Raw genomic sequence first — 19,422 nt, 5'->3', positions numbered from 1 at the left:
CGCAAAAAAGAGACCTTTTTAAAGGCCTCTTTTTCATTTCACTTCTGCATGTAAACAAGATTTAAAATGTCCAAGTGCAAATTCATGCCCTTGCGCATTAAAAGATGCAACTGCCTTTTCATAAACAACAATTTTAAATCCTTTATTATAAGCGTCTACTGCTGTGTGAAGAACACAAATATCAGTACAAACACCTACAAGATGAACTTCTTCTATTCCTCTTTCTCTTAACTTCATTTCTAAGTCGGTTCCTGCAAATGCACTATATCGTGTTTTATCCATGTAATATACATTTTCAGCATTTTTATATGTTTCGTATACATCTTGTAATTCCCCAAACAAATCTCTTCCACTTGTACCAGCTATATTATGGGGTGGGAATAATTTTGACTCTGGATGATATACATCATTTTTTTCATGTTTATCAATCGCAAAGACAACGTAATCTCCATTTTCAATATATTGCGTCGTTATATGTACAATTTCCTTCTCAATTTCTTGACCGGGTTTTCCGCAAGTTAAAGCACCTTTTTCCGCTACAAAATCATATGTATAATCAATATTAATAAGAGCTCGTTTCATAACTACTATCTCTCCTTCTTCTGTTTCACAGTAAACAATAGAAAATTTGTTATTACGACATCGTATGTACTATTCGACATTTCAAATGAAATACCTACATTTTTCTTGTAAAACTTACCTTAATTCGAGTTTATCATAAAGTGAAACTTTAATCATTGGAGAGTTTGTTCATCTCCAATGATTATTAGTTAAACCAATCGGACAGTTGATCTCCCACCTAATCTCCTCACATATACCGATTTTTAAGGCGAGGTCTTACTGCCCATTAATGCGGGATATAATAGATACACAATGGTAAAACAACTAGCTCCTATTACTAAGTCATGAATTTGGTAATTAAACGTAATTTGAATCACCTCTTGTATCGTAAACCAAATTACTGCCATCATTATACTAATCAAGACGATACGAATACACCGATTTACATCTTCAACCTCTTTCTCTGTCATAGTAGTAGCAAGTGATTTCTTCCTATTTAATCGTATTAGAAAACGAAACAAGTTATTTACTCTTGCACACTCTAGTCCAAATAAAAAAGCACACTACTTTTTTGAGTAATGTACTTTTTATTCTTATTAAGACGCAGGCTTTGTCTCAAATGTTGCTTGATTAAAACTAATAACCTTTCCTTTCGGGTCATTGTTTTCATACTGAACTGCAGTAATCGTATGACTACCTGTTTCAAGCGTCTTTTCTTTTAATTGTACTGTTGTCTGCGTTGTACTAGTTACTTGATGTCTATCTGTATACATTTGATCTACAAATATGAAGGTTTCTTTATCACTTTGAAAATTAGAAAGTTCTAATTCAACTTGCTGAATTAAAGTATCCTTTTTAATGAATACAGTCGGTATATTGCCATTTTCAGAAGTACCATCTGGAGTAATAACTTTTACTTTCCCTTCTCCAATTGACATTGCACCTTCAGGAAATACAACCATATTCTCATCACTTGCGTTTACAACTTGTTCTTCCTGTTTTGATTGCGCGTCCTCTTTTTCCTGTGGAGCACCGCAACCTACTAATAACAATACAGACAATCCAGTGATTATGAATTTTTTCAAAATTCATCCCCCCTGTCATTTGATTATAATTTATTATACAAAAATAACTTTTAAATTTTAAGACAACTTTTAAAACTTTTATGAACATATAGAAGCTTGCTCACGATTAATGTATCATACTTTCCTTAATAGAACATTAATTTTTTTTATGAAATAAATAGTAATTCCTTCTTATTTATCATTTTAGCCCAACAAATCGATATAATACCCGCTCAAAAATAAAAAGACATTGATATGTCCAATGTCTTTTCTATGTAGCACTTTAAAAAACAAATGTTGTGATTTCTTCTACTTCTTTTCTTGGAAGTTTTTTTGGCTTATCTTTCGGAAATCCTAGTGAAATAACCATATTTATTTGTTTTTCAGGCTCAATTTGTAAATATTGGCGCAGTTCATCTTGAGCTAGCAATACTGGCCCTGTCATTGGACAAGTACCAAGTCCCTTTGCATGTGCAGCTAACATTAAGTTTTGTGCCGCTAAACAGCTACTCTTAATCCCTTCTTCTTCCCAAACTGAATCTGGAACAAAAGCAATTGGATCAAATATCTTTTCACGGAACTTTGATTCATATGGTGTTGCCAAACATACGATTAATACTGGTGCCTCCGAGAAAGCTGTTGCATATGGTCCGAAAGAACGTGTAAGTAATTTCCCTGCTTTCTCTTCTCCATTTTCTGCTGCTTTTGCCGCAAGTTTATGTAATGCATCCCATGTCATTTGTTCAATTTCTTTGATCTTCTCTCGATTCATGATAACTAAGAATTCCCACGTTTGCGAATTCGTATCACTCGGTGCGTAACGCGCACAATCAATTATTTCTTTTATATCATTAGTAGATACTTCTTGATCTTTAAACTTTCTAACACTTCGTCTTCCGTGAATTACTTCTTTAAAATCTTCATAATTCATATATTAAATCCCCTTTTTACAGCGTTTTCAAAACTTGTCCTATGCTTGAATTATATCATGAAAAAAAGCCGGAAGAATACCAGCTTTTTTCTTCATGATTAATTTGTCACTTTAAACAAACGAATACTCTCTTCATATGCAGCTTGTAATTTTTTCGTAATTGGTCCTCTTTCACCAGCTCCAAACTGTTCATCACCAATTTGAACGACTGGGAATATTTCAAGTGGCGTCGCTGTAAAGAAGCACTCATCAGCTTCATATACTTCTTGTAATGAAAACTCTCGTTCTTCTACTTCGATATGTAACTCTGTCGCTAATGTAATCACGTAGTGACGTGTAATACCATGTAAAATAAAATGATCCGCTGGATGTGTAATTAACTTATTATTTTTCACGATAAAGAAATTGGAATGACACCCTTCAGTCACAATGCCATCCCGTACTAATATTGCTTCTTGATACCCTTGTTCATTTATTTTGTTTTTGATCATGATATTAGGAAGCAAATTTAAAGATTTTATATGGCAAAACTTCCACCTGATGTCCTCTTCTACTGTTACCTTAATCCCTGCCTCCATTGAAGCAACTGGTCTTGGGAACGAAACAAGATTTGCAAAATATGTCGGTTGTAAATCTGATTCATATACATGATTGCGCGGTTGTATACCTCTTGATATTTGTAAATATACATTCCCATCTTCTTGAAATTGATTTTTTTCAATCATTTGATATAACTCTTCTACTAATTCTTCCTTCGTAAATGGTGGAATTAGTTTTATTTCTACCATAGAGTTAAAGAATCGTTCTAAATGTAAATCTAATAAATGAGGCTTGCCATCGTATAGTCTAAATACTTCATAAATACCATCACCAAATTGGAAACCGCGCTCTTCTAATGCGACCATCGGCTGTTCTTCCTTCGTATTAATCATTCTCCCATTAAACAAGATCCAATCTTTATGAGTAGCTTTCATTCTTCCCCACTCCTTTATCACATGATTGATTTTATTGTACAACTTATGCCACCCCGAAAGAAGGAATTTTCTGTATTTTCACAAACAAAAAATACATCACTTCGTAAAAGTGATGTATTTTATCATTTATTTAAGGAAATATTTTTCAATATCATCTAACATAAGGTTCGCAGCTTTAATACCGCCTGCTGTATTCCAGATTACCTCATCTACTTGGAATACTTTATTATTTTTAGAAGCCTGTAGTTGCTTAAAGAGTGGATCTTCTGTCCATTCCTTTGCTAACGAATTTCCTTCATTATTCTTATCTGCATCTTTATCAGACGTGAAATAGAATAAGTAGTCTCCGTCCATATTTGGAATTTGCTCTTTTGTAATTCCTTTTATCGCAAAATCATCTTTATCTTGTAATGGTGGTCGTTTAAACCCAATATCATTTAACACAACTCCCGAGAATGAGTTTTTTTGATAAATACGAACATCACCTGGCACGAAACGAATAATAGAAACTTTAGAATTCAATTTATCGCCTAACTTCTCTTTCATTCCTTCAATACGTTTTTTATAATCATCAAGAGCTTTTTGCCCTTCTTTTTCTCTATTTACAGCTTTTGTATAAAGCGTAAAGTTTTCTTTCCAATCACCGCGTAATGTTTCTGCATAAACAGTTGGTGCGATTTCTTTTAGCTGATCATATATTTTTTCGTGACGCATTTTATTTCCGATAATTAAATCTGGCTTAAGCTTCATTACAGCCTCTAAATTAATATCACGTTCAGTTCCTACAACTTCCGTATTTTTTAACTCTTTCGCTACATGAGGATACCATTCATCACCAGCACGTGGTTTTGTAGTCCCCACTGGAGTTACGCCCACAGCTAGTAGAGCCTCTGCACCTTCATTCGTTAAAACAACAACTTTTTTAGGTGTACCATTTACTGTCGTTTCGCCCATTGCATGCTTTACCGTATATGAATCTTTTGCTTTCGCTGATATATCATTTTCCTTTTTCTCTTCTTTACTACATCCTGCAATTACAACCATGAGTATCATAATGCAGAACATAATTAGTTTTTTAGTATGTATCATATGTCCTCCCTAGATGAAATCGATTATCATTAACAATTAAAGATTAATGTATCCTACATACATTGTCAATGTATATCAGAAAACTTTTTTAATATATACTATTTAGATTCTATCCGCTTTTCTAATGTTTCTTTTTAAAACATAGTGCATAAGTATGAAAATAAATGTTGTTATTAAAATGCGTACCCTTGTTATACATAACAAAGATACGCATCCATATTGCATTATCATTTTAATTGCTAATATTGAGTATACTTAATATACGATGGATCATTATATACCCACTGCTTTCCACCAAGGTTTAACCAACCATTTTCATTTATATATACTAAATAAGATTCTGGAGAATTTAATTGGCGGATAACTGCAGATGTAGTTGATGGACCACTTCTTAAATTTACATTCATCCCTTGTATATATGCAACCCCAATCGGACTTCCATCACTATTACTTGTCTTTACAAAATTAATGTAAGAAGGATCATTATACACCCATTGTCCATTCCCCAAATCTAACCATCCGTTACTTTCCTGATATACAACGTAAGATTCTGGAGAATTTAATTGACGAATAACTGAGGAAGAAGTTGATGGACCATTTCTTAAATTTACATTTTTCCCAAGGATATAGGCGATTCCCTTCGTTTGAGGTGTCGGTTGTGGGTTAGGAGGTTGTGGATTTGGAGCTACTCCAAAAATAGCCGCTATTCCATTCGCATACGCTTGACTTAGATCTTCAATAAATTGTGGATTTTTTAATAAATTTGCATCAAACGTTGTATCAATAAAGGCAGTCTCAGTTAAAATTGCATCCATTGTGGTTTCTCTTAATACCGCATAATTTTCTTTTTTTGCTCCTCGATCACGAAGACCGTATTTTGTTAATACAGGATTTACTGCTGTATGCATCTTTTGTTGCTTTGCATATGCAGTGCTGCTGTTGGATAACGCATTATAAATATAGCTTTCAAAACCTGTACCCCCGCCGCTATTAATATGAAATGAAATAAAATAATCCGCACCAAAAGCATTGGCAATATTAGCACGTTCCGATAAAGAAATAAACACATCACTATCACGTGTCATTTTAATTGTAATTGGGTAATTTACCGTTAAAATGTCTCGAACGCGTCTAGCAATTTGAAGTGTTAAGTTTTTTTCTACTAAACCATTACCAACAGCACCAGAATCATATCCACCGTGCCCTGCGTCTATAACAAGTTTCATTTTATTGCCCCGCCCCTTTCTTGTAATATGTTTGCATTGCTACTCGTCCTATTTTATGTGAAATGTACAAGTTCTGTTACAATTACAAATAAAAAAAACGCCTTATGTAAGGCGTTTTCTATCATCTTGCTTTAACCAATTTAAAATAAATATATACGATTGATAGTGAACATAACGTATGCAAAATAAAATAAATAAAAGTGTTATTCCAGCACCACTATAAAGTAAACCGAACTTTAAAAAAACATTCACAAGTGGTGGAAAGTTCATTAGATTTTGTAATGTACTAAGCATACAAAACATAATGAAAAAGACAGGGACGTATTGTAATTCATACGGCTTTTTTTGCTTACTCATTCTTTTCCGAATGAGTATATGACATAATTCTGCTACTATAAAGCACCCTCCAATTAATACAAGACCAGAAGTCATCGTCATACATCCACCTGCCTTATATTTATTTTATCGCATAAGTAATCATCGTTATATTTTCTTTACATACTCTCCATCTTCTGAAGTAAAACCAAAACTCTCTATGAAAGACTTCGCCTTTTCTGTTAATTCCTCTTGTAGCACTTTTATTTCTTTCACATTTCTTTGTTTCATCATTTCTTCAAATGTAAAATACGTATTTGCACCATAACCGTAACCTTGGTAATCAAAATGAATAATTAGCTGTGATAAAACAGCTCGTTCCTCTTGAACACTATAATCTATTACACCAATATATGTATCATCAACTTTCACACAGTACTGTACCTTTTTCTCACCTAAACTATGCGATTTAAACATTTCTTTAACAACGCTTTCATTTTCTACATTAACTTTCTCAAACGTAATCATATGTTGTCCATCCTTTTACTATTATTGTATCAATAATACTTCCTATTTATGAAAAAAACCTTAAGACCGTATGCGATCTTAAGGTTTTTTTAATTAAACTAAGCTATACGCACGTTTTGTTTCTTCATGGAACTTATTCGTATCGTATTTATGCTCAACATAAATTTGGTGCCATACCATAAACGCAAGGACAGTCCAAATTTTACGGCTATAATCGCCTTTATCTGCACAATGTGCTTCCAGTAAGTTTAATACATACTGTTTGTCGATTAAATGCTCTGTTTTACTCTCGTTTATAATATTGATAGCCCAATCATGCATTTCGTCTTTTAACCAGTGACGAATTGGTACTGGGAATCCAAGTTTTTTACGATCTAATACGTGATCTGGAACGATTCCGCGTGCTGCTTCACGTAAAATAGCTTTCGTAGTTCCGTTAGCAATCTTAAATTCAGTTGGAATTTTAGATGCAACATCGAATACTTCTTTATCTAAGAACGGTACACGAAGTTCTAATGAGTTTGCCATTGTCATTTTATCAGCTTTTAATAAAATGTCACCACGTAACCATGTGAACATGTCAATGTACTGCATTTTGCTTACATCATCATAATCTTTAATCTCGTTATACAATGGTTTCGTGATATCCATATAGTTAACACTTTCATTGTAATACTTCATTAATTCAACTTTCTCTTCTTCACGGAAGATTTTCGCGTTTCCATAGTAACGCTCTTCAATTGGCGTACATCCACGCTCTAGGAAGCTCTTACCTTTAAATCCTTCTTTAAGAGCACCACTTAATGCTTTTAGAACGCTCTTACCTGGGCTAGGAATGTAAGAGAACATTTTTAGTGAGTTTGGCTCACGATAAATGTTATAACCACCAAATAGCTCGTCTGCACCTTCACCTGAAAGAACAACTGTTACATGCTTACGTGCTTCTTTTGCAACGAAGTACAATGGTACAGCTGCTGGATCTGCTAAAGGATCATCCATATGCCAAATGATTTTTGGGAACTCATCCATAAACTCTTTCGCTGAAATGAATACGTTATGGTTTTTAACGCCTAATTTCTCAGCAGTTTCTTTGGCAACATCAACTTCACTGAAACCACGTTGTTCAAAACCAATAGAGAATGTTAAAAGATTTGGATTCATTTCTCTTGCGATAGAAGCGATAATAGATGAATCGATACCACCAGATAAGAATGAACCTACTGGTACATCACTGCGCATATGCACTTTTACTGAATCGTATAACACATCACGAATTGCTTGGATATGCTCCTCTTTCGTTGCGCTTGAAGCATTGAAATAAGGTTTCCAGTAGCGATGGATCTCCATCTCTTTACCGATTTCTTTTACGAAATAATGACCAGGCTCGATTTTATTAACATCAATTGTTAATGTTTCTGGCTCTGGACCATATTGATACGTAAAGTAATGTTGTAGTGACGTTGGATTAACTCCTTTATCTTCCATCACATGCATAATACTTTTCTTCTCAGATGCGAAGAATGTAGTATCACCTTGTTGTGCGACGTATAAAGGTTTAATACCGAAGTGGTCACGTGCACCGAAAAGTTTCTTCTCTTCACGATCCCAAATCATAAATGCAAACATACCACGAAGATAGTCTACACATTTTTCTTTCATATGTGCATACAATGCAATGATAACTTCTGTATCAGATTGTGTTGCAAACGTTGCACCTTTTTCAAGTAACATTTCACGTAATTCTACATAGTTGTAAATTTCACCATTAAAAATAATTACATATCGATCATTTTCATAAGTTAGCGGCTGATGTCCTGCCTCTAAGTCAATGATACTTAAACGGCGGAAGCCAAATTGTACATGTTCATCACGAAAATATCCTTCGTCATCTGGACCACGGTGGAAAATCATCGTGTTCATATTTTCAAATTGATGTTTTTCTGTTTCTGAAAACTCTCTAGGGTTTTCACATAAACATCCTACAAAACCACACATACTTCTTACCCTCTTTCGGTTTTCATTCTGTTTCTATACTACTATATCAACCCTATTTATACTAGCATAATCAACTGAATATGGCGACCAAAAACTATAAAAAAATCACTCCATTTCACATTTTTAACAATTTTTTATGAAAACATGAAAACTAGGCACTCACCTTTCTCCGCTTTTGTCATATGATATTGCAAATTGATTTCTAGGAGGGAATACCATGAGTGAAGAAAAAAAAGATTCTTCTCGCCCACCGGTTCGTAATTACTTAAAGCAAATTGATGATTTCTTCGAGCAAACACCTCTTCGCAATGTAATCGCTGATTTAAATCATTTTTTCCAAAAAGGAAACCGTTTATTAACATTCCCTGTAGATTTATATGAAGTTGGTGAAGAACTCGTTGTTACAGCTGAACTACCAGGTATACAAAAAGAGCAAATTCAAATTGAAATACAAAGTGAATACTTAAAAGTCTCTGTAAAAGAAGAGATACTCGAAGAAGAAGAAGAAGAAACATCCCATAACTATTATCGCCGGGAACGTTCCATTTCAGAAGCATCAAGATTGATTAAGTTGCCGTATTCAATTAATAAAAAAGCAGCAAAAGCTTCTTATCAAAACGGCGTATTAGAAATTCGGGCGCCGAAACTTCCCCAACAACATGACATTTTATCCATAGACTAATGCAAAAAAATAAGGGTGCTATGCACCCTTATTTTTAATCCACTAATCGCTTCATATCACGTATAATGTCTTCGTATGGCGTATTACTAATGCCACTATACTTTTTCATTACTTTTCCGTTTTGATCAATTAAATAAAATGATGTACCATGCATGACCTGACCATTCTCCGGCTTATCTACAAGTGATTGGAAATTATCTTTTGAAAACTTCGTGATATCTTCTAACGAATATCCCGTTAATAAATTCCAGTTACTAGTATCCTCTGTAAACTTTTGAATAAAAGCTTTCAGATTTTCTGGTTTATCAAGGTCTGGATCTACACTAAATGAAACAAACTGAACGTCTATCTTCTCTTCTTTTGCCATCTTTTGCAGCTTGGCCATATTTGCAGTCATTGGTGGACAAACTGTTTGACAATTTGTGAACATAAAATCTGCAACCCAAACTTTCCCTTTTAAATCTTTTGTACCAAATTGCTTTCCATCTTGATTTGTAAATTGGAAAGTTTCTAAATCCCAATTTAATGGTTTACGAAGCTTTGAACCTGATTCACTACATCCAGCAAGTACAAAGAGACAAAATACAACCATAAGACCAATTATTTTTTGATAACGCTTCATTTATAAACCTCTTTTCTCTATCCTAAATTTAAATAGGTTATGTTTATAATAACAAAAGTTAACACTACGAGAAAATTGTTTACTACATTTGTTCACGAAATCGTACGAATTTACGTATGTTACTTCTTTATTTCAAGCGAATTACTAGACAAAATATATTTTTTTACTATTATTTCTATAAATAGAATTGATAAAACTAATTTTATTGTTACTTTTGTAAATATCTCTCCCTATTTTTTAACAATTCCTTAAACATTAATCCATGTTTTACACTGTATTCCTTAACAACATTTCGGTACAATACAAATACAACGATTGTAAATGAGGTGATGTTCATGGCAAAGCGCTATGAAAATATGGATAATGTTAGTACAAAAAAATCAATTCGCTCTTTTTTACGCTGGCGTAAAGAACGAAAGCAAAACAAAAAGGATTTTTCTTTCTTAGTAGAACAATCACCCGTTAAACAAAGTGCATTTTTGCAAAGTAATGTTGAAAAAACGACTATCACGTGGATTGGGCATTCTACTTTTCTTATCCAAACGAATGGACTTAATATATTAACAGATCCAGTATGGGCCAATAAATTAAAGCTAGTTACAAGACTTACAGAACCTGGACTCTCTATAGAAGCACTGCCTAAAATTGATATTGTCCTTATTTCACATGGTCATTATGATCATTTAGATTTTTCAACTCTTCGTCAGTTGAATGATGATGTTCTATATCTTGTACCTATCGGATTAAAAAAATTATTTACTCGTAAGAAATTTAAACATGTAGAAGAGTATAAATGGTGGGAAAGTACGATAATTAACGAAGTTTCTTTTCACTTCGTACCTGCTCAGCACTGGACGAGAAGATTCTTATTTGATATGAATACGTCTCACTGGGGCGGATGGATTATCGATAATGAAACGACTATGGAAACCATATATTTTTGTGGCGACAGTGGCTATTTCCAAGGTTTCAAAGAAATCGGTGAACGCTTTTTAATTGATATTGCTCTTATGCCCATTGGCGCTTATGAACCAGAATGGTTTATGAAAGTATCTCATGTTTCACCTGAAGAAGCTGTGCAAGCTTATTTAGATTTAAACGCTACGCATTTTATACCGATGCATTACGGAGCTTTTGCACTCGCCGATGAAACACCTCGTGAAGCAATAACTAGACTTCGAAATAATTGGAATTTGCGCATGTTACCATGGGAACAACTGCATGTACTCTTTTTAGGCCAAACTTTTATTTATAGTAACGCAACAAATGATAAGCAAGTAAATGAAAAAATTGAAACTTTACATGTGTAACGTAACGACTGATTTTCTATATCCAACATATAATATAGAAAATCCTATAATGAAATTTTAATCAGTGGGAGTTTCTTTATCCCCACTGATTATTAACCTTCACCAATCGGGCTTTTACGGACAGCCCGCCACCTAACCTCTTTGCTCCAGCTAAATTTTGAGGTGGGAGTTTTACTGTCCGCAAATAGCAGGATAAAGGGTGTTATCTATGAATGAATATTTACAGACTCGCTATATCATTAGCGGTAGTGCCTGTATAGCTCTTCTTATTTCTTACTTTCTATTTACATAAAAAAGCTACTTGAAATATATTTTCAAGTAGCTTTTTTATTACTCTGCTAAATACATAAATCCGATTGCACCTGGACCTGTATGAGTACTAATTATAGGCGTTGTATAGAAAATTTCTGATTGAGCAAACCCACTCACTTTTTCAACCGCCGCTTTCATACTTTCAGCTAAAGGAATTGCTTTCGCATGCGGAATTGCAACAGCCTTTACAACTTTTCCAGCTGTATCTTGCTCAAATAACTTAGCTAATGTTTTTACAATTTGGCCTTGGCTACGAACTTTCGTTACAGGATTATAAACACCATCTTCAAGACTAGCAATTGGCTTTATATTAAGCAGCGAACCGATAAACGCCTTTCCTTTACCGATACGTCCACCCTTCACTAAGTTTTCTAATGTATCTACTACTACATATAAACGAGTATTCTTTCTTACTTCATCTACACGTTTTAAAATTTCTTCTAGTGAGCGTCCTTCATTTGCCATTTTTGCAGCTTCAATCACTTGATATGCTAAAGCATGTGTAATAAATTGAGAATCAACAACTGTTACTTTTGTATCGGTCATTGATGCAGCACTATTTGCAGTTGCTACAGTACCACTCATTCCACTTGTCATATGAATGGAAAGTACTTCACTTCCATCTTCACCTAACTTGTCGTACATTTCTACAAATGTACCCATTGCAGGTTGTGATGTTTTTGGTAGTTCCTCTGATTTAATCATTTCTTCAATAAATTCATCTGGTTGTAGATCAACGCGATCTAAATATGTTTGTCCATTTACAGAGATTGATAATGGTAGAACATGAATGTCATACTTCTCGATTACCTCTTGTGATAAATCTGCCGTTGAATCTGTTACAATTTTAATTTTTTGCATATTATATTCTTCCCTTTCCAATACGCTCTCCTTGTTATTATACTAGTATTCCCACTGCTTTCAACAATTTGGAACGAAATTTCATCAAATTAATTATATTTTTATATCTAAAATGAAAAAGACAGAGCTCCTAACCCTGTCTCTACTCTATATCATGCATTTTTTTCAAGAGTATTTGTTTTATATACATTTAAATAATCATTCCACTTCAAACAATTTTGTAAATATTCACGGAAAGAATATGAAAATCTTGGATGTTTTTGTTTTTGAATTTTTGCAATAAATAATTGAAGACGAGACTGAATTAGAAACGATAATGGATGCTGTGCCTGTAGGACAGGGATTTCGAATATTTTAATACAATCCCCTGTTGAATGAGTGAAATAAAAACTTTTCGTAATCACAATATCAATCCTCTTTTTCATTGGATTTTTGAACTTCCTCTACTTTGCGCTGTAAGACGTTGTTTAAAGTGGAGTAAAATCAGACTTATATGATTTCTGTAGTCCTTATGGCTAGAAGATTTATACTCTATTCATCTCCACCTAATCCATCTTCCCGTCCTAAATATCTCTGAGACGGGAATCTCATTATCCATCAATTGTTTAATACATTTAGTATAAGCTTATAAAAGCGCAAAGTTTGTCTAAATTTTGGAGATTCTATAATTTTTTTCTTCTATATATTGTATACGTTTATAGCTATAGTATAACAAATAAATAAAAAAGTGCCTTTATAACGAGGCACTTTTCGACTGCATTTCTTCTCTTTTCTTTTTCCTCTTACTTACAACCTTTGATAAAGCAATACTTACTTCATAAATACAAATAAGCGGCACCGCAACTAAACTATGAGATAAAAAGTCAGGCGGTGATATACAAGATGCAATGATAATTAATGCTACGTAAGCATACCTTCTTATTTTTATTAAAAATTCCGCCGTAAGTATTCCAATACTAGTTAAAAACATTACAACGACTGGCAATTCAAAAATCACAGCAAATGGAACTGTTAAATTAAGTACAAAATGAAAATACTTTTCTGTCGTAAACATCGTATTAAACATTTCATTACCTATCGTAGTTAAAAAGTGAAATAGAAACGGCATTACAATAAAGTATCCAAAACATAAACCTGCGATAAATAATATAGACAATACCGGTATATACATTATTGTCATCTTTTGTTCATTTGGATGTAAACCCGGTTTTACAAATAACCAAATTTGTATAGCAGCAAAAGGAATTGTACAAACGATAGCAAATACTGTAGCAATCGAGAAAAAAATCCACAATACATCACTTGGACCGAGAACAGTTAATTTCATTGGTAAATCTTTTACAAGCCAAAAATAAATATCCTTTGTAAAAGTAAATCCAATAATTAAAAATAGTACAAAGGATAACACTGTATATATTACTCTTTTTCGAAGTTCAACAATATGTTCTACTACGCTCATTTCCCGATCTTCCATCTCGTTCACCACACTTTATTTATCCATTACAAGGAAAATACATTACAGTTTTTCTTTCTTTTCCTTTTCTTGAAATGCGTCATCTGTCAATTCTTTCGTTGATTTTTTAAACTCTTTTAACGTTTCCCCTAAAGCCTTCCCGATTTCCGGCAATTTTTTAGGTCCAAATAAAATGAGTACTGCTACTAAAATTAAAATTAACCCTGGAAAGCCAATATTTGAAAACATTTCCCCATCCCCTTTATTAGTAGTTTCCTTGTCCTACTATTACATAATTTTATTTTGTCAAAAAAGTTTGAAAACGTCAACAAATCCATTGCCTTTTGTCAAAAAAATTCAAAAATATAATCAATTATACAAATTTCATTTTCTATTGCTCTTGTGTATGATATGGTAAGGGAAATGACATATTATTTTATGATAGTAGAAAGGATTTGCATTATGACTGAAAAAATGACACGAATGACCCAATTTGTAAAAGAAGAAATTGCAAATGCAATTACACATGGTATCGGTGCCATTTTAAGCATCCCTGCCTTAATCATATTGATTATTCATGCTTCTAAGCACGGTACCGCATCAGCTGTAGTCGCATTTACTGTTTATGGTGTAAGCATGTTCTTACTGTACTTGTTTTCAACATTGCTACATAGCATTCATCATCCTAAAGTAGAAAAAATATTTACTATTTTAGATCATTCAGCCATTTACTTATTGATTGCTGGCACGTATACTCCTTTTCTACTTATTACACTTCGTGGCCCATTAGGATGGACGTTGCTTGCTATAATTTGGACACTTGCAATCGGAGGTATCGTCTTCAAAATCTTCTTTGTACGTCGCTTTATAAAGGCATCAACTTTATGTTACATCATTATGGGCTGGCTCATAATCGTTGCCATTAAACCACTTTATGAAAATCTAACTGGACATGGTTTTTCACTACTTTTAGCAGGTGGAATTTTATATTCTGTCGGAGCTATATTCTTCCTTTGGGAAAAGCTACCTTTCAACCATGCCATATGGCACCTGTTCGTTTTAGGTGGTAGTACGATGATGTTCTTCTGTGTACTCTTTTACGTCTTACCTACAGCATAATAAAAAAGGTTTCAGCTTACTATAAGCTGAAACCTTTTTTATTACTTATGTAATTGTGATGCGATAACTTCCTGTGTATGCTTCGTTAATTCTTTAATATCCATATTCGCATACTCTTCAGGTGTAATCGGCTTAGAAATTGTTACTGTTGCATGAGCTGACTTCATACGATTTCCATTCGCTTCAAACATCTTATATGTACCATCTAACGTTACAGGTAAAATTGCTACACCTGATTTTACTGCAAGATGGAAACTACCAGCCTTAAACTCTCCAACTTCGCCACCTTTACTTCTCGTTCCTTCTGGGAAAATTACGATAGAATGTCCATTCTTTAATAGTTCGATTCCATCTTTAATTGCTTTAAGAGATTGACGACGATCGCTACGATCCATAAATACACAATTCATAAGTTCCATCCAAGTTGGTACAACTGGGAACTTTTTAATCTCTGCTTTTGACACGAATCCAATTGGTTTATTTAAGTAACCTAGTAAAACAGGGATATCCATATTACTTTGGTGATTACTTACAACTAGTACCGGCTTGTCTTTCGGAACATTTTCAAGCCCTTTCACTTCTACTGTCCCTCCAGCTACACGTACCATTTTCTTACCAAACCAATTTGTCGTTTTATACACAGCATTATCTTTTTCTTTTGGCGCCATCGTATTTACTTGTCTTTTAAGACGCCACATTCTCGGTGTAATCGCAATTACAATTAAAATTAAATAAAAGATTTTAAAAAACGTTTGAATCATACAGAACCCCCACCTATTATCATTCCGACCTTCATTATACTAGACAAACGAAGGAAAAAGAAGAAAAAAAGTCCAAACAGCAAGTGTTTGGACTTTTTAAGCATTCTATATTAGAAACGTTTTGCTAATTCACGAGCATTAGCAATTGCCGCTTCTTTAATTTCTTGTGCTTTTTCAGGGTTTGCATTCATACCCTCAACTGCAATATAATCAGTATCATTTACACCGACAAATCCTAATACAGTTTTTAAATGATTGCGTCCGAAGTCTACAGCTGCGTATGCTCCTTCAGAATATACGCCACCTGTTGCTTGAATGTGAAGTGCTTTTTTACCTTCTAATAAGCCGACTGGACCATTTTCAGTATATTTGAATGTTTTACCTGCGATTGCTACGTTATCTAAGTATGCTTTTACTACTGGTGGATAGCTAAAGTTCCACATTGGAGTTACGAATACATAACGATCTGCATGCATAAATGTTTCTAAGTTTGTGTTCATTGCTGCTACTTTTTGTTGTTGAGCTTCCGTTAAAGTTTCAAAGCCTTCACCTGCTGCAAATTTACCCCAAGCAGCAAATACATCTGCATCGATTGCTGGTACAGTAGTATTGAATAGATCAATTGTTACAACTTCGTCTTGTGGATGCTCGTTTTTATAAGCCTCGATGAAAGCTTCCCCTACTGCCATTCCGAAAGAACCTTCTGCTGAATTTGGATTTGCTGTGATAAATAGTACTTTTGTCATTGTATTCTCTCCCTTTTTTCTCTTTATCTTCAATTCAAGATTTGTTTTTTAAAAGTTAATAACTTACCTTATGTAAGTATAATACAAAAAGTTTTATTCAATGTCAATAAAAAATAGCTACTTTTTTTTCGTAAGTTAATGATTTATTTTGTTTCTCTAAAATTTAGTATACAGATATTAAGACTTCTCATACAAAAAGGCTACCTCTATAAATTATAGAGATAGCCTTTTATTACATATTATTTTTGAAAAACATGTTTTACTTTTTCAGCTGGAATGTTACTTCCACCTCTACCTTTTACATCTTCAATCATCATTGTAATGACCATATCTGGCGAATTCAAATCAAATGCAGCGAACCAGCCTAGTTCTTTTCCTTCGGCTTCTTTAGATACTTTTAATTCCGCTGTACCTGTTTTTCCAGCAAGAGTCATTCCATCAATCTTAGCAATTTTCCCTGTACCATCCGGATCATTAATTACTTTCGTCATAGCAGTTTTTAATATATCCTGATTTCCTTTAGAAATTACATTTTCTTTCCAAGCTTTTGGTTGTTTATCTGTTTTAATAATATACGGTGATGGAATCGTTCCATCATTTACAATTGGCGCATACATTAAAGCTAAATGAAGAGGAGTCATTAATACTTGTCCTTGTCCATATCCTGTATCTGCCATTTGAATATCATTTTTAATACCGTCATTTGCAATTTTAGAAGCAGGGAATCCATATTCAATTGGTAGTTTCTCATCGAATCCGAATTTTTTCGCTTCACTCATAAACTTGTCTTTTCCGATTTTCAAAGCTTCTTGTGCGAAGTAAATATTATCCGAGTATTTCATCGCCTTATCAAAATCAATCGGATTTGCATCTTTCACACGCGTTACATAATAATTACCCCAAGAAGAATCTTTTGTCCATTTTAATCCTTCAATTTTCAACTCTTCTTTTGGATCGATTGTTTTCGTTTCAAGACCAATTGCAGCTGTAATTGGTTTAAATACAGAACCTGGTACCGATAATTGTGTAAAGCGATTCGTCATCGGTTTTTTCGGATCATTATTCCAAGCTTCGCGTTGCGCTTTCGATGTTCCTCGTGCAATTAAATTAGGATCATATGCTGGACTACTTACTAGTGCAATTGTTTCTCCACTTTTCGGATTGATTGCTGCACTTGAACCAGCTTCGCCCTTCATTTCATTATACGTTTTTTCTTGAACAGCACTATCAATAGTTAAAGTTACATTTTCTCCATCAACAGCATCTGTTTTTGCCAAGTTTTTAATTTCTTTTCCTTGCGCATCTTCTACAAAGACACGGCCACCTTTTTTACCGCGTAGCTTTTCCTCTAATACTTGCTCTAAACCAGCTTTACCAACTGGGTCATCAGCTTGATAGCCTTTCTTTTGTAGCGTTTTTAAATCTTCAGCATTTACCTTTCCAATATAACCAGTCAGATGAGCTGCCGCTTCCCCTAACGGATATGTACGAACATTTACAGGTTTTGTTGAAACACCTGGTAAATCAATGTACGTATTTTGCGTTGCCCCTTCAGGCAAAATTCCAATTGGTACGAGATACCCTGGTTTTACCCATTTAGCAGCTAATTTTTGATCAATTTCTTCTACAGACATATTTAATAACTTCGCTACTGTTTCTTTCGTTTGCGGAGCAGTATCGCCTAACTTTTCAGGAATCAATCCGATTTCAGAAGCTTTCCCATTCGTTGCAAGACCTTTTCCATTACGATCGTATATTTCACCACGTTTTGGCTGTGTTGTCTGCATACGCACTTTACTATCTTTCGTCATGCCAGGGAAAATAAAATCAGGAGTCCAATCTATTTTCCAAGATTCTTTATCTCCATCTTTTTCTTTCACCATTTTTGCTTCATGGCCAAAAGTAATTTTACCACCAACTGTATCCATGCTTACTTTAAAAGGAACAGGGCCTTCATCTTTTTTATCTTCTTTTACTTCCCCTGTTTCTACCTTTAAGTCTTTCACTTCGATACCAGAATAAATTTTTTCATATTTCTCAGTAAATTCTTTCTTTGAAATATCTTTTTTTGCATTTTTTGATAGTTGATCATACATATCTGCAAATTTTTGTTTATTCCACGCTTTTACATATGTATCAAACGCTTCTTGTGGTTTTTCTTCTTTACCACATCCAACTAAGATGAATGTTAAGCAAAGAAAAAGAATCCCCCATATCTTTCTCAATCGATTCTCCTCCTCTTTCTATATTAGTACTTTTGAAAATTTTAGCATTTTTACATGCTACCTATCATTATAGCACTATCGAATCTCATCTATAAACTTATATTGGTGAATATAAATAAAAAGATTGATGCGAATTCTCACATCAATCTTCTTTATTATTGTTGTTTCTCATATACGTGGTAATAATACGTATACGGGTTTTTTTCATCTGTTAAACCTTTTTCTACAAAAATCTCTTTCCAATTTGTCATATCCATTTCTGGGAAGAATGTATCTCCTTCAAATGCATAATGAATTTTTGTTATATACAACTTGTCTACGTATGGTAAAAAGAGATCGTAAATTTGCGCTCCGCCAAAAATAAAAATCTCTTCTTCATTTTTACATAGTTCGAATACTTCTTCTACAGAATGAACAACTTCACATCCTTCAACGTGATATCCTTCATTACGAGTTACAATAATATTACGTCTTCCAGGCAGCGGTCTACCAATCGCTTCATAGTTCTTTCTTCCCATAATAAGCGGGTGACCCATCGTTGTTTTCTTCACGTATTGTAATTCACTCGGTAAACGCCAAGGTAAATTATTATCTTTACCAATTACTCTATTTTCGTCCATTGCGACCATAAATGAAACAATCATTTTT

At 33.8% G+C, this 19,422-nt stretch carries 22 protein-coding genes; 3 read left to right on the top strand and 19 right to left on the bottom strand.

Going from position 1 to position 19,422, the window contains the following annotated elements:
- Positions 1–33: 33 nt before the first annotated feature.
- The 10 genes from N2V79_RS10955 to asnB form a co-directional block, all read right to left on the bottom strand.
- Positions 34–582 (bottom strand): cysteine hydrolase family protein, encoded by a 549-nt coding sequence (locus N2V79_RS10955; RefSeq protein ID WP_000816771.1) that lies wholly within the window; start codon positions 580–582, stop codon positions 34–36.
- Between the two features lie 242 nt (positions 583–824).
- Positions 825–1,031 (bottom strand): hypothetical protein, encoded by a 207-nt coding sequence (locus tag N2V79_RS10950; RefSeq protein ID WP_015406474.1) that lies wholly within the window; start codon positions 1,029–1,031, stop codon positions 825–827.
- A gap of 126 nt (positions 1,032–1,157) precedes the next feature.
- On the bottom strand, positions 1,158–1,646 hold the full coding sequence (locus tag N2V79_RS10945) for a hypothetical protein (RefSeq protein WP_000713495.1): 489 nt from the start codon (positions 1,644–1,646) through the stop codon (positions 1,158–1,160).
- A gap of 262 nt (positions 1,647–1,908) precedes the next feature.
- Complete coding sequence (locus N2V79_RS10940; protein ID WP_001105280.1) at positions 1,909–2,556, bottom strand: nitroreductase family protein; 648 nt, start codon at positions 2,554–2,556, stop codon at positions 1,909–1,911.
- Between the two features lie 98 nt (positions 2,557–2,654).
- A complete protein-coding gene (gene dat / locus N2V79_RS10935) occupies positions 2,655–3,530 on the bottom strand; it encodes a D-amino-acid transaminase (protein WP_200458586.1) in 876 nt (291 codons plus the stop codon).
- Between the two features lie 126 nt (positions 3,531–3,656).
- Complete coding sequence (locus tag N2V79_RS10930; protein WP_053564604.1) at positions 3,657–4,619, bottom strand: ABC transporter substrate-binding protein; 963 nt, start codon at positions 4,617–4,619, stop codon at positions 3,657–3,659.
- Positions 4,620–4,858: 239 nt separating this feature from the next.
- Positions 4,859–5,845 carry an N-acetylmuramoyl-L-alanine amidase gene (locus N2V79_RS10925; RefSeq protein WP_000779888.1) on the bottom strand — a complete coding sequence of 329 codons (987 nt, stop codon included), beginning with the start codon at positions 5,843–5,845 and terminating at the stop codon, positions 4,859–4,861.
- Positions 5,846–5,947: 102 nt separating this feature from the next.
- Positions 5,948–6,277, bottom strand: coding sequence for a hypothetical protein (locus N2V79_RS10920; protein WP_053564605.1), 330 nt, complete (start codon positions 6,275–6,277; stop codon positions 5,948–5,950).
- A 51-nt stretch (positions 6,278–6,328) separates the two neighbouring features.
- Positions 6,329–6,688 (bottom strand): GNAT family N-acetyltransferase, encoded by a 360-nt coding sequence (locus N2V79_RS10915; RefSeq protein ID WP_069355524.1) that lies wholly within the window; start codon positions 6,686–6,688, stop codon positions 6,329–6,331.
- A 93-nt stretch (positions 6,689–6,781) separates the two neighbouring features.
- Positions 6,782–8,683, bottom strand: a complete 1,902-nt coding sequence (gene asnB / locus N2V79_RS10910; protein ID WP_000333826.1) for an asparagine synthase (glutamine-hydrolyzing) — start codon at positions 8,681–8,683, stop codon at positions 6,782–6,784.
- A gap of 217 nt (positions 8,684–8,900) precedes the next feature.
- On the opposite strand from asnB, the gene N2V79_RS10905 reads away from it, so the two are divergent.
- Positions 8,901–9,365, top strand: coding sequence for an Hsp20/alpha crystallin family protein (locus N2V79_RS10905; protein ID WP_001288084.1), 465 nt, complete (start codon positions 8,901–8,903; stop codon positions 9,363–9,365).
- 34 nt (positions 9,366–9,399) lie between these two features.
- On the opposite strand, the gene N2V79_RS10900 is transcribed toward N2V79_RS10905, so the two are convergent.
- Positions 9,400–9,987, bottom strand: a complete 588-nt coding sequence (locus N2V79_RS10900; RefSeq protein ID WP_000833332.1) for an SCO family protein — start codon at positions 9,985–9,987, stop codon at positions 9,400–9,402.
- A 335-nt stretch (positions 9,988–10,322) separates the two neighbouring features.
- Here N2V79_RS10900 and N2V79_RS10895 point away from each other — a divergent pair, with 335 nt between their 5' ends.
- Positions 10,323–11,297, top strand: a complete 975-nt coding sequence (locus N2V79_RS10895) for an MBL fold metallo-hydrolase (protein WP_340719850.1) — start codon at positions 10,323–10,325, stop codon at positions 11,295–11,297.
- A gap of 330 nt (positions 11,298–11,627) precedes the next feature.
- On the opposite strand, the gene N2V79_RS10890 is transcribed toward N2V79_RS10895, so the two are convergent.
- The 4 genes from N2V79_RS10890 to N2V79_RS10875 all read right to left on the bottom strand — a co-directional run bounded on the left by N2V79_RS10890 (position 11,628) and on the right by N2V79_RS10875 (position 14,172).
- Positions 11,628–12,470 (bottom strand): DegV family protein, encoded by an 843-nt coding sequence (locus N2V79_RS10890; protein WP_029948540.1) that lies wholly within the window; start codon positions 12,468–12,470, stop codon positions 11,628–11,630.
- 152 nt (positions 12,471–12,622) lie between these two features.
- Positions 12,623–12,874 (bottom strand): DUF2535 family protein, encoded by a 252-nt coding sequence (locus tag N2V79_RS10885; RefSeq protein ID WP_000629012.1) that lies wholly within the window; start codon positions 12,872–12,874, stop codon positions 12,623–12,625.
- 329 nt (positions 12,875–13,203) lie between these two features.
- A complete protein-coding gene (tatC, locus tag N2V79_RS10880; RefSeq protein WP_000390119.1) occupies positions 13,204–13,944 on the bottom strand; it encodes a twin-arginine translocase subunit TatC in 741 nt (246 codons plus the stop codon).
- A gap of 42 nt (positions 13,945–13,986) precedes the next feature.
- The gene (locus tag N2V79_RS10875) at positions 13,987–14,172 is read right to left on the bottom strand and encodes a twin-arginine translocase TatA/TatE family subunit (protein WP_000492442.1); all 186 of its coding nucleotides are present in this window, start codon (positions 14,170–14,172) and stop codon (positions 13,987–13,989) included.
- Positions 14,173–14,385: 213 nt separating this feature from the next.
- On the opposite strand from N2V79_RS10875, the gene trhA reads away from it, so the two are divergent.
- Positions 14,386–15,042 (top strand): PAQR family membrane homeostasis protein TrhA, encoded by a 657-nt coding sequence (trhA, locus tag N2V79_RS10870; RefSeq protein ID WP_000136890.1) that lies wholly within the window; start codon positions 14,386–14,388, stop codon positions 15,040–15,042.
- 41 nt (positions 15,043–15,083) lie between these two features.
- Here the strand turns inward: trhA and N2V79_RS10865 are convergent, their stop codons facing one another.
- The 4 genes from N2V79_RS10865 to N2V79_RS10850 all read right to left on the bottom strand — a co-directional run bounded on the left by N2V79_RS10865 (position 15,084) and on the right by N2V79_RS10850 (position 19,418).
- Positions 15,084–15,803 carry a lysophospholipid acyltransferase family protein gene (locus N2V79_RS10865; RefSeq protein WP_000616582.1) on the bottom strand — a complete coding sequence of 240 codons (720 nt, stop codon included), beginning with the start codon at positions 15,801–15,803 and terminating at the stop codon, positions 15,084–15,086.
- Between the two features lie 110 nt (positions 15,804–15,913).
- Positions 15,914–16,549 carry an FMN-dependent NADH-azoreductase gene (locus N2V79_RS10860; protein ID WP_000170028.1) on the bottom strand — a complete coding sequence of 212 codons (636 nt, stop codon included), beginning with the start codon at positions 16,547–16,549 and terminating at the stop codon, positions 15,914–15,916.
- Positions 16,550–16,788: 239 nt separating this feature from the next.
- Positions 16,789–18,774: a penicillin-binding protein 3 gene (gene pbpC / locus N2V79_RS10855; RefSeq protein WP_340719849.1), complete on the bottom strand. Its 1,986-nt coding sequence runs from the start codon at positions 18,772–18,774 to the stop codon at positions 16,789–16,791.
- A 155-nt stretch (positions 18,775–18,929) separates the two neighbouring features.
- Complete coding sequence (locus N2V79_RS10850; protein WP_000637207.1) at positions 18,930–19,418, bottom strand: dihydrofolate reductase; 489 nt, start codon at positions 19,416–19,418, stop codon at positions 18,930–18,932.
- Positions 19,419–19,422: the final 4 nt, after the last annotated feature.

Source organism: Bacillus sp. CH_70 (genome assembly GCF_038007045.1).
Lineage (GTDB): Bacteria > Bacillota > Bacilli > Bacillales > Bacillaceae_G > Bacillus_A > Bacillus_A cereus.
Note: the sequence above shows the minus strand (reverse complement) of the source record. Positions and strands in the feature narration are given on the sequence as shown.

What these genes read in the sequence shown, in the direction of transcription:
- N2V79_RS10850 (WP_000637207.1), bottom strand. Translation starts at nt 19,418, where the DNA reads ATGATTGTTTCATTTATGGTCGCAATGGACGAAAATAGAGTAATTGGT.
- N2V79_RS10900 (WP_000833332.1), bottom strand. Translation starts at nt 9,987, where the DNA reads ATGAAGCGTTATCAAAAAATAATTGGTCTTATGGTTGTATTTTGTCTC.
- N2V79_RS10895 (WP_340719850.1), top strand. Translation starts at nt 10,323, where the DNA reads ATGGCAAAGCGCTATGAAAATATGGATAATGTTAGTACAAAAAAATCA.
- N2V79_RS10940 (WP_001105280.1), bottom strand. Translation starts at nt 2,556, where the DNA reads ATGAATTATGAAGATTTTAAAGAAGTAATTCACGGAAGACGAAGTGTT.
- N2V79_RS10860 (WP_000170028.1), bottom strand. Translation starts at nt 16,549, where the DNA reads ATGACAAAAGTACTATTTATCACAGCAAATCCAAATTCAGCAGAAGGT.
- tatC (WP_000390119.1), bottom strand. Translation starts at nt 13,944, where the DNA reads ATGGAAGATCGGGAAATGAGCGTAGTAGAACATATTGTTGAACTTCGA.
- asnB (WP_000333826.1), bottom strand. Translation starts at nt 8,683, where the DNA reads ATGTGTGGTTTTGTAGGATGTTTATGTGAAAACCCTAGAGAGTTTTCA.
- N2V79_RS10955 (WP_000816771.1), bottom strand. Translation starts at nt 582, where the DNA reads ATGAAACGAGCTCTTATTAATATTGATTATACATATGATTTTGTAGCG.
- N2V79_RS10925 (WP_000779888.1), bottom strand. Translation starts at nt 5,845, where the DNA reads ATGAAACTTGTTATAGACGCAGGGCACGGTGGATATGATTCTGGTGCT.
- N2V79_RS10890 (WP_029948540.1), bottom strand. Translation starts at nt 12,470, where the DNA reads ATGCAAAAAATTAAAATTGTAACAGATTCAACGGCAGATTTATCACAA.
- N2V79_RS10905 (WP_001288084.1), top strand. Translation starts at nt 8,901, where the DNA reads ATGAGTGAAGAAAAAAAAGATTCTTCTCGCCCACCGGTTCGTAATTAC.
- N2V79_RS10915 (WP_069355524.1), bottom strand. Translation starts at nt 6,688, where the DNA reads ATGATTACGTTTGAGAAAGTTAATGTAGAAAATGAAAGCGTTGTTAAA.
- N2V79_RS10865 (WP_000616582.1), bottom strand. Translation starts at nt 15,803, where the DNA reads ATGATTCAAACGTTTTTTAAAATCTTTTATTTAATTTTAATTGTAATT.
- N2V79_RS10875 (WP_000492442.1), bottom strand. Translation starts at nt 14,172, where the DNA reads ATGTTTTCAAATATTGGCTTTCCAGGGTTAATTTTAATTTTAGTAGCA.
- trhA (WP_000136890.1), top strand. Translation starts at nt 14,386, where the DNA reads ATGACTGAAAAAATGACACGAATGACCCAATTTGTAAAAGAAGAAATT.
- N2V79_RS10950 (WP_015406474.1), bottom strand. Translation starts at nt 1,031, where the DNA reads ATGACAGAGAAAGAGGTTGAAGATGTAAATCGGTGTATTCGTATCGTC.
- dat (WP_200458586.1), bottom strand. Translation starts at nt 3,530, where the DNA reads ATGAAAGCTACTCATAAAGATTGGATCTTGTTTAATGGGAGAATGATT.
- N2V79_RS10920 (WP_053564605.1), bottom strand. Translation starts at nt 6,277, where the DNA reads ATGACTTCTGGTCTTGTATTAATTGGAGGGTGCTTTATAGTAGCAGAA.
- N2V79_RS10930 (WP_053564604.1), bottom strand. Translation starts at nt 4,619, where the DNA reads ATGATACATACTAAAAAACTAATTATGTTCTGCATTATGATACTCATG.